Origin of the sequence: Streptomyces longhuiensis, from assembly GCF_020616555.1 — a bacterium.
Classification (GTDB): Bacteria; Actinomycetota; Actinomycetes; order Streptomycetales; family Streptomycetaceae; genus Streptomyces; species Streptomyces longhuiensis.
Genome location: NZ_CP085173.1, coordinates 878903 through 892846, shown reverse-complemented (window position 1 = coordinate 892846; position 13944 = coordinate 878903). Strand labels below are relative to the sequence as shown.

The following is a 13944-nucleotide window of genomic DNA, read 5'->3' as shown; positions in this document are numbered from 1 at the left end:
GACAACCCGGGAGGCCCCCGCGCCTCCCACCGGCCATGCGCCGGTGAACGACCAGCGCACGGCGCAGCTTCTCCTGGCCTCGGTCATGGACCGCATCGGCACCAACCGATGTCACAAGGTGATCCTCGCGATCGTCGTCTTCGGCGCGTTCTTCGACGTCATCGAGCAGAACACCGTGGGGATCGTCGGACCCTTCCTCAAGGAGCAGTGGGGGGTCTCGTCGACCGGCATCGGCTTCCTCGCATCGGCCACCTTCGGGTCGATGTACGTGGGCGCCGCACTCGCGGGGTGGCTCAGCGACCTCAAGGGCCGCAAGACCATGTTCAACTTCAACCTCGCGCTGTACAGCCTGGGCGCCCTGGTCTGTGCCCTCGCCCCGAACTTCGAGGTGCTCGTCACAGGACGCGTCATCGTCGGACTCGGGCTGGGCGGCGAGTTCGTCGTCGGTCTCACCTTGCTCGCGGAGATGACCTCGACACAGTTCCGCGGCACCGCCATCTCCCTCCTTCAGGTGGGGGCCGGCGGCCTCGGCAATCCGGCCGCCTACCTGTTCGGCTGGGTGACCGTCGGGATCGTAGGCCCGCATCTGCCGCAGTTCCTGGGCGGTCCGGACGCCGGCTGGCGATGGGTCTTCGTCCTGCTGTGCCTGCCGGCCCTGCTCGTCCTCTACACACGCCGCCACATGCCGGAGACCCCGCGGTACCTCGTGTCCAAGGCGCGTACCACGGACGCCAACCGGTCGCTCAGCGTCCTCGCGTCCGGCCGGATGAACCCGCGCGGCCTCGTGGTGACCGACTACCTGCCCGACGGTCTGCGGCTGACCGAGGAGAAGGCCCGCTGGACCGAGATCCTCAAAGGCCGGCTGGGGCGCAACTCGGCCGTGCTCGGCTCCTGCACCGCCGCGCTCTTCGGCGCCCAGTTCGTGCTGCTGACCTTCTGGCCGACGATCCTGGTGGACCGGGGCTACCCGGTCGCCACCAGCCTCGCCTTCACCATGATTATCTTCACCGGCGCCGTCACCGGAACCCTCTTCGCGACGTTCCTGAACACCAGGTGCCGCCGCCGGCCGACGATCGCCGTGGCCGCCGCGCTGTCCTGCGCCTCCGCACTGGCCTTCCCTTTCCTGGCCAACGGGGCGACAGCCATCCTCGTCCTCGGCTTTCTCTTCGAGTTCTTCTCCTGGTGGGCCAACTGCTCGATCTCCACATGGTGCCCCGAGCTGTACCCGACGCGCGTACGCGCCTTCGGTATCGGCGTCATCTCGAACCTCGGCATGATCGGCGGCGCGCTCCTGCCGCCGGTGGCGGGCGCCCTGCTCGGCTCCATGGGCTCCACCGCCCTGCTGAGCCTCGTGGCCGTCATGTGCGCGGTCGTCCTCGTGGCGGTCCCCTTCGGCCCCGAGACCTTCGGCCGCTCGCTGGAGGAGCTGCACGACGAGAACTGACGGACACGCGGCCACGTTCCCGGCAACGCGGCCCGACGCATCGATCGACGACCACCGGATTGGACGTGACTGTGCGCATCGGAATTGACGGACTGAAGATTCCGGAGTCCGCGAAGCGGGGCCCCGGCGGCACCCTCGCCCACGCCAGGGAACTTGGCCTGGAAGGTGTCTTCTTCCGCTCCGTCCTCGGGCTGAGCCCCACCCTCGACCCGGTCGAGCTCCGCACCGTGCGGGCCCGGGCCGACGACATGGGGATGTACCTGGAGACCGGCCTCGGCAAGGTCAACCCCTTCGCCATCCCGGAGGCTCCCGAGCTGCGGGCCGTGGGGGACGGCGACACCCTCCTCGGATTCCGCCGGATGATGGAGGCATGCGCGGCGATCGACTGCCGCGAGCTGTGGGCCTCGACGGCGATGGTCAAGCCGATGTTTGCGGGCCGGCTCGCCTGGGACCGCTTCCGGACCGACGTCACCTGGGAGGAACAGCTCGTCGCCATCGAGCGCTTCCTCGGCCGTCTTGCACCGTACGCCCGCGACCTCGGCATCCACATCAACCTCGAAACCCACGAGGAGATCACCTCCTTCGAGCTGGTGCGCCTGGTGGAAGCCGTCGGCCCCGACGTCATCGGGATCGTCTACGACACGGCCAACGCCCTGCACCGCGTCGAGCACCCCGTGTGGACGGCCCGTCGCGTGGCCCCCTACGTCCGCCAGACCCACATCAAGGACGCCCATGTCGCACATGGCGAGGACGGGCTGTACTACCAGCTCAGGCCGTGCGGCACCGGCGTCGTCGACTTCACCCAGGTCATCCCGATCATCACCGGAGCGAACGCACGGGTGAACCTGACCCTGCAGACCTACGAGTCGTACGAGGACCGCCCCCGCAACCCCGAGAAGTGGCTCCTGGAGATCTACGACGAGGAGTTCCTCCGGGCCCACCCCGACCTGACCACCGCCGAGTTCGCGGCTTACCTCAAGACGGTCCGCGACTACGAGCAGCGCATCGCCGCCGGTGAGCTGCCGGACCTGGACACCTACGCGCGAGCGCCCTTCGGGTACGCCGAAGCGGTCCGCTACATCAAGGACAGCGCCGCCCACATCCGCGAGATCTGCGCGGCAGGGTCGACCAACCGAGCTCATCCGCACGAGAACTGACTGTCCCTCACGTACTTCCTCCCTCACCCCTCTCCACACGACAAGGAGTCATCCAAGTGACCGCTCTGTACGAGACGTCCGACGACAGGTCGATGGAACTTCCCGACGAGCTGCTCCGTGGGACGAGCGACGTGCACGTCCACAGCGGACCGTGGCTCAAGTCGTGCCCCGGCCGTCTGGACCCGTTCCAGATCGCCGAACAGGCCAAGGCCGCGGGCATGAAGTCCCTCGTGTACTACGACCACACCATGGGCATCAGCAACGGCACGTCGATGCTCGTGAGCCGGCAGGTCCCCGGGATCCAGATCTTCGGTGGGATCATCATGACCTCCGTCCTCGGCGGCCTCAACCCACGCGCCGTCAAGACCGCGCTGCACTACGGGGCCGGGGCCAAGTTCGTGCACTTCGGCGCGCACTGCACCCACTTCATGGCCAGCCACGAGGGGAGCTACGTCGACGGCAAGCCGGTTCCGTTCAAGGATCAGTACCCGAAGTTCGCCGAGCAGGAGCTCTCCCGTTCCATCCGCATCCCGCTGGACGGCCCGGTTCCCGACGCCCTCGCGGAGATCCTGGGACTGATCGCCGAGCGGCCCGACGTCCACCTCAACACCGGGCACCTGTCGGTCGAGGAGGCCTTCAGGCTGGTGGACCTCGCCATCGACGCCGGGATCAGGAAGATCGTCGTGGCGCACCCCTGCCGGGGACGCATGACGACCGAGCAGCAGAAGCAGCTCGCGGCCAAGGGCGTGCTCCTCGAGGGCGCGGTCAGCGACTGGATGTTCCACCGCGGCCTGCCGAGGACCAACTACTACGTCGAGCGCGAGTGGGCGGACGAGATCGCAGGCATCGCCAACGCGCCCGAGTTCAGCGGCATCATGCCGTGGGCCAGGCAGATCCGGGAGATCGGCATCGAGCACTTCATCCTCGGCACCGACTACGGCATCCGGTCCGGCCCGACGCCGGTCGAGGGGATGCGCACCCTCATCAGCTCGCTCCTCGATCTCGAGTTCAAGCCCGAGGAGATCACCACCATGATCAAGGGAACCCCGGGGCGCCTGCTCGACCTCGAGTCGTAAACCACGCCGCGCCTCGGAGGCCGGGCCGGGCTCGTCGCCCGTGCCGGGCCCGGCCTCCCTGCTCGCGACCGACATCATGGAACACGCACGACCAGAGACGCCTGAGCGCGCTCGGGCACACAACGAAAGGGCCCAGCTGGTGCCCCAGCCTTTGCCGAACACCGGAACCCGGACCGTCGTCCTCGTCAACCCCAACACGAACCGGGGCACGACGGCGATGATGGCCGAGCTGGCGCGGAAGCACCTGACGCCCGCGGGACTGACGGTCGAGAGCCTCACCGTCGGGCAAGGCCCCTCGATGATCGTCGACCCCGTCACACTCAAGGAATCCGCACAGCACGTCGTCGACGTGGTGCGACGGCGGCTCGCCGAGCGGTGCTCCGCGCCGGTCGCCGCGGTGGTCGTCGCCGCCATAGGGGACCCGGCGCGCGAACAGCTCGCCGTCGACCTGGACATCCCCGTCATCGGCATCGGCCAGGCGTCGATCGTCACGGCCGCCGCCGAAGGCCGCCGTTTCGGCATGGCCACCAGCACCCCGCACCTGGTCGACTCCCTGACGGAACTCGTCGAGCGGCACGGAGCCTCCGACACCTTCACCGGCGTACGGCTCACGCCCTCGGACCCGCTCGTCCTCGCCGCCTCGGCCGAACGGCAGTACAGGGAACTGGCCGCGGCGGTACGGGCCTGCCTCGACAGGGACGGGGCAGAAGCCGTCATCATCGCGGGCGGCCCGCTGAGCAGCACCGCCCGACGTCTCGCCGCCCTCGATCTGGTCGAGATCGTCGAACCCGTCCCCAGCGCCGCCACACTCGTCATCGACGCTCTCCGTGAGACCGCACCGGAAGACCCGCCCGGCTGACCTCCGGTCGCGGCCTGGCGAAGAGGTGCCCGTCAGGCCCAGACTGGCCCTTCCACCCGGTCCGTCGAACGAGCGTGAGCAGAGACCCGTGACGACATCGTCCTCCAGGCTGTACCGCAACAAGAAGCCCCTGCGAGACATCGTCGGCGAGCACCTTCGCACCAGCATCTACGACGGCACGCTCCCGCCCGGCACCCGCCTCGTCGAGCAGGAGCTCGCCCAGCAGTACGCGGTGTCCCGGCTGCCGGTCCGCGAAGCCCTTCGCATCCTGCACAACGAGGGCCTCGTCGAGCACCTGCCCACCCGCGGGGTGGTCGTGCGCACGCTGGACCGCCGGCAGGTGTCCGAGTTGTACGACCTACGAGAGGCACTCGAAATCCTGGCCGCCCGGCAGGCCGCCGAACGTGTCGCCGAGGGCGCGGAGAACCATCTCGCCGCCACGATGAGGCGAGCCGGCGAGGCCGCCGGTGCCGGCGACGCGGCGGCCGTGCACGCGGCCAACTCCAGCCTGCACGACGAGATCACGGCGCTCTCGGGCAACGTGCTGCTGGCCGAGACGCTGGAGCCGATCGTGGGCCGGGTCGACTGGCTGCGCCGCAAGATCGAGGACTTCACCCTCATCCACGCGGAGCACGAGGCCCTGGCCGAGGCGATCGCCAACGGTGACCCCGACGCAGCCGCCACCGCGGCCCGCCACCACGTACGCGCTTCCCGGGAGCGCACGCTCAGGGGGCTCTTTGGCTGAGAGGGCCGCGGCGAACGTCTTTGGGCACCTGTCGGCGTCGTCGGTACCGGGACGATGAGGCCGAGTTCACCGCGCTGCGGCAGAAGGCAACCGGGCTGTGTGCACCGGCTCGCAGGCGGGTCCTGAACACTCTCAGCGACACGTGCCTGGCGCGGAACGCGAACGACCGCGTCACCGTCGCGAAGTGCGCCGTGGGCGGCCCCCGGCGCTGGACGGCCCTGCTGGGTGCAGCGCGTGCCCAACCGGCGCTTCGTCAGGGGCGCGTCCCGACCGTCATGACTGCTGCCGCGGCAGACTCGTGGCGGCCTTTGCCCACCGGCGGACGCTGAGGCATCCATCGGCCGACGTGCGGGCGAGGCGTGAGGGCGGATGTCGACGTCACCAACTGGCAGACGAATTGCCCGCGTTGTAAGCCCGCGCGGCGTATGGCGGCAGCGTCCGTCCTTGTACCTGAACTCTTGCGGACGACCTGGTTAAGGTCGCTCGATCTTGGCTCGGGTCTGACAAATTCTGACTAGTCTCCGCTGCTATGAAACAAATACGCGCAGCAGGCGGGCTCTGTCTCGTACTGCTGTTCCTCGTGCTGGGCGCCGGCGCCCAGCCTGCCATGGCGCATGTCTCGCGCGAGCATGCCGAACTCGTCGTCTCCACCGGTGTTAACGTCACCAGCGGTCGTCTCATCGTGCACCGCGACGTGGTGTCCGCCGCCGATGCCGGTGCCTGGGCGTCCAGGGTGCTGCCGGCCGGCTGCCCGGCCACCGGCTCGGGTGTGCCCGGTGACGACGGTGGGGTTCCCGGCGGTGTCGTGGTCGAGATGGCGTGGAGCTGCCATCTCGACCGGCTCGACCTGAGCACGCTGCTGAAGAAGGGCGGACTGAGCCAGGTCGTCGTCGAGTTCGACGGCACCGCGGTCGACGCCTCCGCCGCCACACCCCTCGTGGATGCCAAGGGCGCACACGCGCCTCCGCAGTTCCCCTGGCGCACCGTCGCACTCGTGGCGGCAGGCGGTGTCGCCCTCGTACTCGCCGCCCGCTCGTGGCCGTCCCTGCTCCGTGGCCTGCGTGCAGGCCGCCGACTCCGCGTTGCGACCGCCGGAGCCGTGGCCCTGTCCTGCCTCGCGCCCCAGGCCGCCTTCGCCGACGACGCGGCACCACCCACCGTCACCGTGAATGGCGCCGTTTTCAGGGACGGCAACGCCAACGGCAAGCGGGACAAGGGTGAGCGGGCCATGCCCGGCGTCGATGTCACCGACGGTGCCGCGTGGACGACGACCCGCGCCGACGGCTCCTACACCCTGGAGATCGATCCGGCGCGACGCGAGACGGACCTCGTCAGCATCGTCTCGCCCGACGGATACACCCCCGCTCTGCGCAAGGACTACATCCCGCAGTTCTTCCACAAGGTCCCCGAGACCGGTGGCAGTGGCGTCGACTTCGCGCTCGTACCGGACCGCAACGCCTCCCGGCCCACCGAGAAGTGGGTGATGAACTCCGATCCCGAGGTCGGCAACCGCACCGACGCCGAGGCCCGCACGGCACTGCCCCAGTGGACCGGCCAGGTGCGGGCGATGTCGGAGGTCGACGGTGCGACGATGCAGATCGCGACCGGGGACCTGACTGTCACGGACTACGCGGAGGAGCCACGCCGTCAGGGCGCGTACGACTTGTTCAGCAAGGGACTTGAGGAGGGGCGGCTCGGGCATCCCTTCTACCCCGTGATGGGCAACCATGATGTCGGCGGCACGGCCACGTCCAAGGGTTACGCGGGCAGCCTGGAGTACTACCGCCGCAACCTCGCCCCCGAGTGGTACAGCTTCGACCGCAACGGCCGTCACGTGGTGGTGCTGGAGGACAACTACGACGCGAGCGGGCTCGCACCGCAGCTGGAGTGGCTGCGCAGGGACCTGGCCCAGCACGCGGTCGGCAAGCAGGTGTTGGTCTTCGCGCACCGCTCGCTGTTCACCCAGTGGGGCCCTGGCGCGGGCATGCAGCCGACCATCGACGAGCTGGCCAAGTACGACGTACGGATGGTCGCGGCCGGGCACAACCAGCAGGCGGAGTTCCGGCGCGGCGCCTTCAAGCGGGCGGTCGAGATCAACAATCAGGGCACGTACGGCATCGACGGCGCCCACCCCGACTACAAGGTGCTCGACTTCAGCGGGATCACCGACGATCCGCGTACGAGCCGCAACGAGGACACCGGTCATGTGAAGGGTATTCACCGGCAGTTCGACATCGATGACGACTCAGCCCTGGTCAGCCCCGGGCAGGGCAGCGTTCACGGTACGAGGGCCGGGGTGCCCGTCGAGGTGTACGCGGAGGACGACGGCCGTACCCCCGCGAAGGCCACGCTGACCGTGCGGGACGGCCGGGGTCACGTCGTGAAGCGGGCGAACGCGCGGTTCGGTACGGGTGCCGCCAAGCCCGCCGTCCAGAACTGCTACACCCCGCCCGGCGGCCAGGCCGAGCCCTGCCCCGCAGTGCGCGGGGCGTGGACCCGGGCGAGCGGCGCGCCGCTGCGCGGGCTGCGGCCCGGCACCTACACCGCCGAGGCGACGGCGTACGACACCAAGGGCAAGGCGTTCCCGGTGCAGAAGAGCACCTTCGACGTCGTCCCCGATTCCGAGGTGACCAAGCCGAAGACCGGGCAGGACTGGCTCAGGCAGGGCGGTGACGAGGCGGGACGTTCCGCGAGCGGCGACGACCCGGGCGACCGGCTCGACCTCCGGTGGACCCGGCACACAGGAGAGCAGTTCAACCTGAACGGCTCGGTGATCGCGGACGGCAGACTGATCGTCTCCTCCCGCGCCTTCGACTCGCCGTACAGCATGATGCTCGCGTACGACATCGCATCCGGACGGGAACTCTGGCGTACCTACCTGGACGGCGACGCCGAATCGGCGCCGACCCTCCACGGGGGACGGGTCTATCTGACGACCGGCGTCGGACGGGTCTACGCCCTGGACGCCAAGGACGGGCATGTCGCCTGGGAGTCGATCGACCGCGAGGAGACCCACGGCGACACCGTGCGCCGCTACGGACGCGCGGGCGGACCGGTGAGCGTCTTCGCTCTCACCGGCCAGGACCGTACGGTCGCCGTCTACCAGGACGCGAACATGATCCGCTGCCGGGACGCCAAGACCGGCGTGTTGTCTCCGGGCGGCTTCGCGGCCGCGTTCTCCTGGGGCCAGGCGCACAGCACCGCCATCCGCGAGCCCGGCTCCGACACGGCCTATCTGCACTCCATGTCCAGCAACACCGTCATCGCGATGGACCTCGCGAAGTGCACCCAGCTCTGGGCGAAGGACACCGCGGGCGACATCGACAGCCACTCCTCGCCGGTGCTGACGCACCCAGCGTCGGGCCCGGCGAAGCTGGTGACGTTCACGGCGTACGGCGTCCGCGGACACGACCCGGAGACGGGCGCGGTGACCTGGGAGTCCAAGGTCGGCGGCGGCAGCGTCTGCGAGCCCGGCCGGGCCCCGCTCACCAGCCCCGCCGCGTGGGGGGACATCGCCTATGTCGCGGGCCGCGACGGTGTGGTGCGCGCCTACGACACGAGCGCGTCCGATCCGTCGAAGCCGGTGTGGGAGACCAAGGCCGGATATCTGCCGGGCAAGAGCCCGCTGGACGACCCCTGGCGGGTCGCCATGGGCTGCTCGGCCGGCACAGGATCACCCACGATGCACCCCTTGGTGACGAAGTCCACGGTGTACGTGGGGACATGGGACGGCCGTCTGCTGGTTCTCGACCGTGCCACCGGCAAGCAGCAGGCCGCGTACGACCTCGGCGGGGGAGTGGCTTCGGCGCTCTCCGTCAGCGGTGACTGGGTCTTCGCCCTCACGGACGACGGCACGGTCCACGCGCTGGCCGCCCGCCGGGACTGAGAGGAAGCACCATCGTGCCATCACTCCGCACCGGGGTGCTGCTCCTGCTGGCCGCCGTCCCCGTGCTGCTCTTCGGCAGCGCGGGGACGGCGCAGGCGCACCCCTTCGGCACCCCGCCCGTCGTCAGGATCGAGGTGAGCGGCCGTGTCGTGGACGCGGCCTGGTCGGCGCAGAAGGACGACATCGCCGTCGTGAAGAAACATTCTGGCGGCGACGTGTCCCGCTATCTGCGCTCCCACATAGTCGTACGGCAGGACGGTTCCCCCTGCCGCGTCGCAAAGGCGGACGGCATGAACCTCCGCTTCGCCTGCCCCCATCCGGTGGACCGCGTCAGCCTGACGATCACCGCGCTGACGGACGTCAACCCCGCCTACCGCACGCTCTCCGTGACAGACCGGGGCGGCGGCGGACTGCACACGGCGAAGGAGCCGACGCGGGAGCTCTCCCTCGTAACCGGCGAATCGGGTTCAGGCACCGGCTCGTCGGCTCCGGGCGGGACGTGGACGACCGACCTGGCGTCGCTGCTGGACCATGGCGCGGCGCTTCCGACGGCGCTGCTCGTGGCTGCGGCCGTGGGCGCGCTCCATGCCTGTGCGCCCGGCCACGGCAAGTCGCTGGCCGCCGGGTATCTCGTGGGCGGCCGGGGCCGGCCCCGCGACGCGATGTGGCTCGGCGGGGTCGTCGCTGTGATGCACACGTTCTCGGTGGCGGTCCTGGCGGTCGGCTGGTGGCTGATGGCGAAACGCACTCCGGACGTGGCGGCGCTCACGGGATGGCTGCAACTGGTGGCGGCGCTGGTGGTGGTGGGGGTTGGTGTGCGTCTGCTGCACACGCATCGACGCCACCGCAGGCAGAGCGATGTGCATGCGGAGGCGCATCGCGAACGCGGGCACGGTGGTGGTCATGGCCACGGGCGCGGACAGGGGCATGGGCATGGCGATGGTCATGATCACGGGCACAGTCACCACATCCCCGACGCTCCGTCCCTGCTCACGTGGCGGGGGCTCCTCCTGCTCGGCGCGGCCGGCGGTCTTCTGCCCTCGCCCTCCGCGTTCCTCGTTCTGCTGGCCGGGCTGCTCACCGGCAAGGTGGCTGTCGCCCTTGCGATGGTGGCAGCGTTCGGCGTCGGTATGGCTCTGACCCTCACCGGCGTCGGAGTGCTTGTGCTGCGCAGCCGCGACGCCCTGCTCGACCGCCTCCTCCGCTCACGGGCCCTGCGCACCTGGACCCTGAGGGTTCCGGTGTTCGCGGCCTCGGCAGTGGTGGTCGGCGGCACGGTGGCGTCAGCATTGGCGGTGGGCCAACTGCCGTCCCCCTGAGTCCCGTTCGAGCGCCCCGTCCAGCCCGCTGCTGGGCGGGGCGCTCTCTTGCGTGGCATGCCGCCCCGGCGACGGCTTCGCCAACTCCGAGTGCTTCCGCGTAGTTGAGGAATCGCAGCCGGGCTGCCGCCGCGACGATCGCCGGCTTCTCCGGCGCAGGAGCACGGGGTATGGACGCTGCGGGTTCGGGTCCTGTGCCAGGGGCGGTGGACAACCACGTTCAGGGTCGTCGGTGTTGGCGGGTCATCGCGCCCCCTCCTCGGGTTTCCATCCCCACGCCGTGAGCATGCCGGCCGACAGAGCGGCGCATTCGTCGGAGTCCAGGTACCGGACCGCCGAGTCGACGGCCGCGTCATCGACCAGACCGGTGGCGAGCATCGCCGCCCTGCTGCGCTCCCAAGTGTCCGCCCAGAAGCGGCTGATGGGGCTGCCCGGCACCAGGGGCGGCACATGAATCTCGGCGGCGACGGAGCCGAACCCGGCCCCGCGCAGCAGCTGCGGGTACGACGGAACCCAGGTGATGTCGGTCCCGATGGTGGCCCGAAGGCCCTGCCACATCGCCCGCATCAACGTGGTGTACGGCGTGTCGGGCGTCCGGTCACTCGTCAGATCGACGGCGTCGCTGAGTACCAGCACACCGCCGGGCGCGACGAGTTCGGCCAATGCCGTGATCAAGCGGTCGTGCTCGGGCAGATGCATCAGCACGAAGCGCGCGTGGACGAGGCGGAACCGGCCGGGGGCGAAGTCCGGTGCGGTGATGTCGGCCTCCAGCAAGTCGAGCCCGGGCACGGGCCGTGCGCTGAGAAACCGCACGTCGCGGTCCACGGCGAGCACACTTGTCACCCCGGCCTCGTCCAGCAGCCGGCGGGACACCGTGCCCGTGCCCGCACCCACGTCGAGGCAGCGCCACCCCGGGCCGACCCCGAGTGCCCGAAGCCGCGCCATGGTGATGTCGTCGTAGGCGAGCGCACCGAAGTCGATGCGCTCGCCCTCGCCCGCCTGTTCGGGACGGAAGACGGCCTCGCCGTACCGACTGCCGTCCGGCACGTCTTCGCGCGGAGTGGCGCTCATGTCGCGGTGGTGGGTGAGATGTCGAGGGTGCGGTCTTTGACGCGTTCCAGTGCCCGGTCGGCGGGGGACCGGAACGGCGGGTCGTCGAGCAGCTTCATGGCCGGGCCTCTTTGTCGGTGGGGCGGCGGTGCCGGGCGACCCGTCCCGAGGTCGCCGCGCCATCGATCCTCCACCGGCGGCCACCGACAGGCCCGAGGCGCGCCGTGCCGCCTGAGCCAACCGGCCCAAGGGCGCTGACCACGAAGCAGCCGAGCCGGCGAATGGCGCCGACTCGGCTGCGGGACCACGGCAACGAGTGGTGCCGACTCGGCTGCAGGCCTGCGCGAGCCCCGAGGTGCGTTGCCTACAGGTTGTGTGATGTCGTCGTGGCGGCCGGCGCACGACGTCACCTCGTTCCCCGCGATCAACACGCGGGTGGCTGTTGCGTCTCCCCGGGCGCGGTCACGTTGCCGTTGAAGCCTTCCGCGCGGCGTCAAACGGCGTCCGGTCGAAGATGATCCGCAGGTGGGTGATCGTGCCGTCGTGGACGGTCAGGCACTCGGCGGCCGGTGCGCTGGCGACCGGCTTGGTGCTGGTGTCGTACATCAGCAGCGCGGTCGACTCGTCACCGAAGGAGGCGATCAGGGTCGAGCCGGTGAGGAGCTGGACGAAGGGACCCATGAAGCTCCGGAAGGCTTCGGCGCCCTCCAGGAGCCCGACTGGGGCCTGACAGACGATGTCCTCGGCGATGTACGTCATGGCCTGCTCGAAGTCGCCTCCGGTCCAGGCCCGGTGGTAGGCGAGCGCGGTCTGGAGGGCCGGGCTGGGCGTCTGGGTCATCAGCGGCATTCCTTCCATGTCAGCCGGCGGCCGTCACCGCGTGGCGAGGCCGGTCACGAACTCCCGTGCTTCCGCCAGGTAGGCCAGGCACTGCTCGGCATCGGCCGGGGTGAGGCGGACCCACTGTCGCATCGGCCGTCCCGGGCGGGGAGCGCACGGCAGACCGGTGCCGGCCTCGATCAGTTCGACGACACGCGCGGCGGACAACTTGACCACGAGGTCGTTGCCGGTGGCGAAGGCGTAGAACATGCCGGAGGTCTTGAGGCCGGGCGACTGCAGCATGCGGCCCCGCTCGTCACCGGGATGCTCCTCGAGCAGCGTCCGGCTGGCATCTTCGAAGACGGCCGCTTCCATGCCTCTCCTGCCCGGCTGGTTCAGAGATCCGCCGGGCCGGACGAAGCGGTCCGCAGCGGACACCTCGTCCAAGCCTGCCCTGCGGGTCATGGCCCCGCCACCGGGCACCGCGCACCGGAGAGCACACCGGAGCCGGGCTCATCCGAACAGCGCCTGTCAGGGGCGCGGGCAGGCCGGGACCAAGGTCAAGGCCAAGGCCGGGACCAAGGTCAAGGCCAGGTCCAACGCCAGGACAAAGGCCAAGGCCGGGAGCAAGGCCAGGACCAAACCTCGGCCGGCGGGTCACTCGCCCCGTCACCCCCGCCGTTTCGGTCGCAGCAGTTGTTCCCGCAGTGCCGTGAGCTGGTGGGAGGAGTCCACCGCGCGGGACTCGTCGAGGGTGGCGAGGGCGAGGAGGAGCGCGTCGGCGACGAGGAGGCCGGTCAGTGACTCCGCCGTGATGCCGGTCGGGGTGTGCGGCGCCGTCAGGACCGCTTCGACCTGGTCCTCGTAGGTCTCGCCCAGTTCGTCCGTCACCAGGACGACCTTGGCGCCGACCGCGCGGGCCCGCTCCATCATCACGGTGAGTTCGACGAGTTGGCGTCCGGGCTGGAAGATGACCACCGCGTCGCCCTGCCCGAGGGCGAGGAGCCGGTCGGCCAGGGCGAAGCCGGTCTCGGAGACGAATCGGGCCCGGCGGCCGATGCGGCCGAGTGCGAGGGCCAGGTGGCGGGCGCCCGGCTCCGAGGCGGCGATTCCGTAGCAGAAGACTTCGTGCGCTTCGGCGAGTGCGGTCACCGCGCGCTTGAGGGCGTCCGGTTCGGTGAGGCGCTGGGTCTGGTCGATGCGCTCGCGGGCCTCGTCGAAGACGTCGGTCCAGATGGACGCGAGGTCACGGCCCACGTGCGCGATGCGCTGCTTGAGGCGGACCTCGGGGGCGACGGCGGAGGTGAAGTCGTTGGCCAGTTCGCGCTTGAGGGCGGGCAGGCCCGCGTAGCCGAGGCGCTGGAGTGCCCGGACGACAGTGGCGTTACTGGTGGAGCTCGCCGTACCCAGCTCCTGTGCGCTGGCGAAGAGCAGCTGCTCGACCGGCGCGCCGGCGAGGTACTGCGCCACGGCACGCTCAGAGGTGGACAGTTCCTCCCATTGGTCGCGAATCGCCGCCCGGAGCCGCGTCGCGCCGGTTCCGTCCTCTGTAATTTCCATTACGACCATTGACTTCCGTGTGGTTGGCG

General features: G+C 70.1%; 11 protein-coding genes. 7 read left to right on the top strand and 4 right to left on the bottom strand.

The features are described 5' to 3' along the window. The first annotated feature begins 43 nt into the window (after window positions 1-43). The 7 genes from LGI35_RS04265 to LGI35_RS04235 all read left to right on the top strand — a co-directional run bounded on the left by LGI35_RS04265 (window position 44) and on the right by LGI35_RS04235 (window position 10486). Window positions 44-1444: an MFS transporter gene (locus LGI35_RS04265; protein ID WP_227292554.1), complete on the top strand. Its 1401-nt coding sequence runs from the start codon at window positions 44-46 to the stop codon at window positions 1442-1444. A gap of 65 nt (window positions 1445-1509) precedes the next feature. After that, the gene (locus tag LGI35_RS04260; protein ID WP_227292553.1) at window positions 1510-2601 is read left to right on the top strand and encodes a sugar phosphate isomerase/epimerase family protein; all 1092 of its coding nucleotides are present in this window, start codon (window positions 1510-1512) and stop codon (window positions 2599-2601) included. A gap of 56 nt (window positions 2602-2657) precedes the next feature. After that, window positions 2658-3677 carry a DUF6282 family protein gene (locus LGI35_RS04255; RefSeq protein WP_227292552.1) on the top strand — a complete coding sequence of 340 codons (1020 nt, stop codon included), beginning with the start codon at window positions 2658-2660 and terminating at the stop codon, window positions 3675-3677. A gap of 139 nt (window positions 3678-3816) precedes the next feature. Then, on the top strand, window positions 3817-4536 hold the full coding sequence (locus LGI35_RS04250) for an aspartate/glutamate racemase family protein (RefSeq protein ID WP_227292551.1): 720 nt from the start codon (window positions 3817-3819) through the stop codon (window positions 4534-4536). An 88-nt stretch (window positions 4537-4624) separates the two neighbouring features. Next, a complete protein-coding gene (locus tag LGI35_RS04245) occupies window positions 4625-5281 on the top strand; it encodes a GntR family transcriptional regulator (protein ID WP_227292550.1) in 657 nt (218 codons plus the stop codon). Window positions 5282-5810: 529 nt separating this feature from the next. After that, complete coding sequence (locus LGI35_RS04240) at window positions 5811-9167, top strand: outer membrane protein assembly factor BamB family protein (RefSeq protein WP_227292549.1); 3357 nt, start codon at window positions 5811-5813, stop codon at window positions 9165-9167. Window positions 9168-9181: 14 nt separating this feature from the next. Then, window positions 9182-10486 (top strand): hypothetical protein, encoded by a 1305-nt coding sequence (locus LGI35_RS04235; RefSeq protein WP_227292548.1) that lies wholly within the window; start codon window positions 9182-9184, stop codon window positions 10484-10486. Window positions 10487-10729: 243 nt separating this feature from the next. On the opposite strand, the gene LGI35_RS04230 is transcribed toward LGI35_RS04235, so the two are convergent. The 4 genes from LGI35_RS04230 to LGI35_RS04215 form a co-directional block, all read right to left on the bottom strand. Next, a complete protein-coding gene (locus tag LGI35_RS04230; RefSeq protein ID WP_227292547.1) occupies window positions 10730-11557 on the bottom strand; it encodes a class I SAM-dependent methyltransferase in 828 nt (275 codons plus the stop codon). Window positions 11558-11998: 441 nt separating this feature from the next. Next, on the bottom strand, window positions 11999-12376 hold the full coding sequence (locus tag LGI35_RS04225; protein WP_227292546.1) for a nuclear transport factor 2 family protein: 378 nt from the start codon (window positions 12374-12376) through the stop codon (window positions 11999-12001). A 33-nt stretch (window positions 12377-12409) separates the two neighbouring features. After that, window positions 12410-12730, bottom strand: a complete 321-nt coding sequence (locus LGI35_RS04220; protein WP_227292545.1) for a hypothetical protein — start codon at window positions 12728-12730, stop codon at window positions 12410-12412. Window positions 12731-13024: 294 nt separating this feature from the next. Next, entirely contained in the window at window positions 13025-13915 is an 891-nt protein-coding gene (locus LGI35_RS04215; RefSeq protein WP_227292544.1) for a MurR/RpiR family transcriptional regulator, read from the bottom strand. Window positions 13916-13944: the final 29 nt, after the last annotated feature.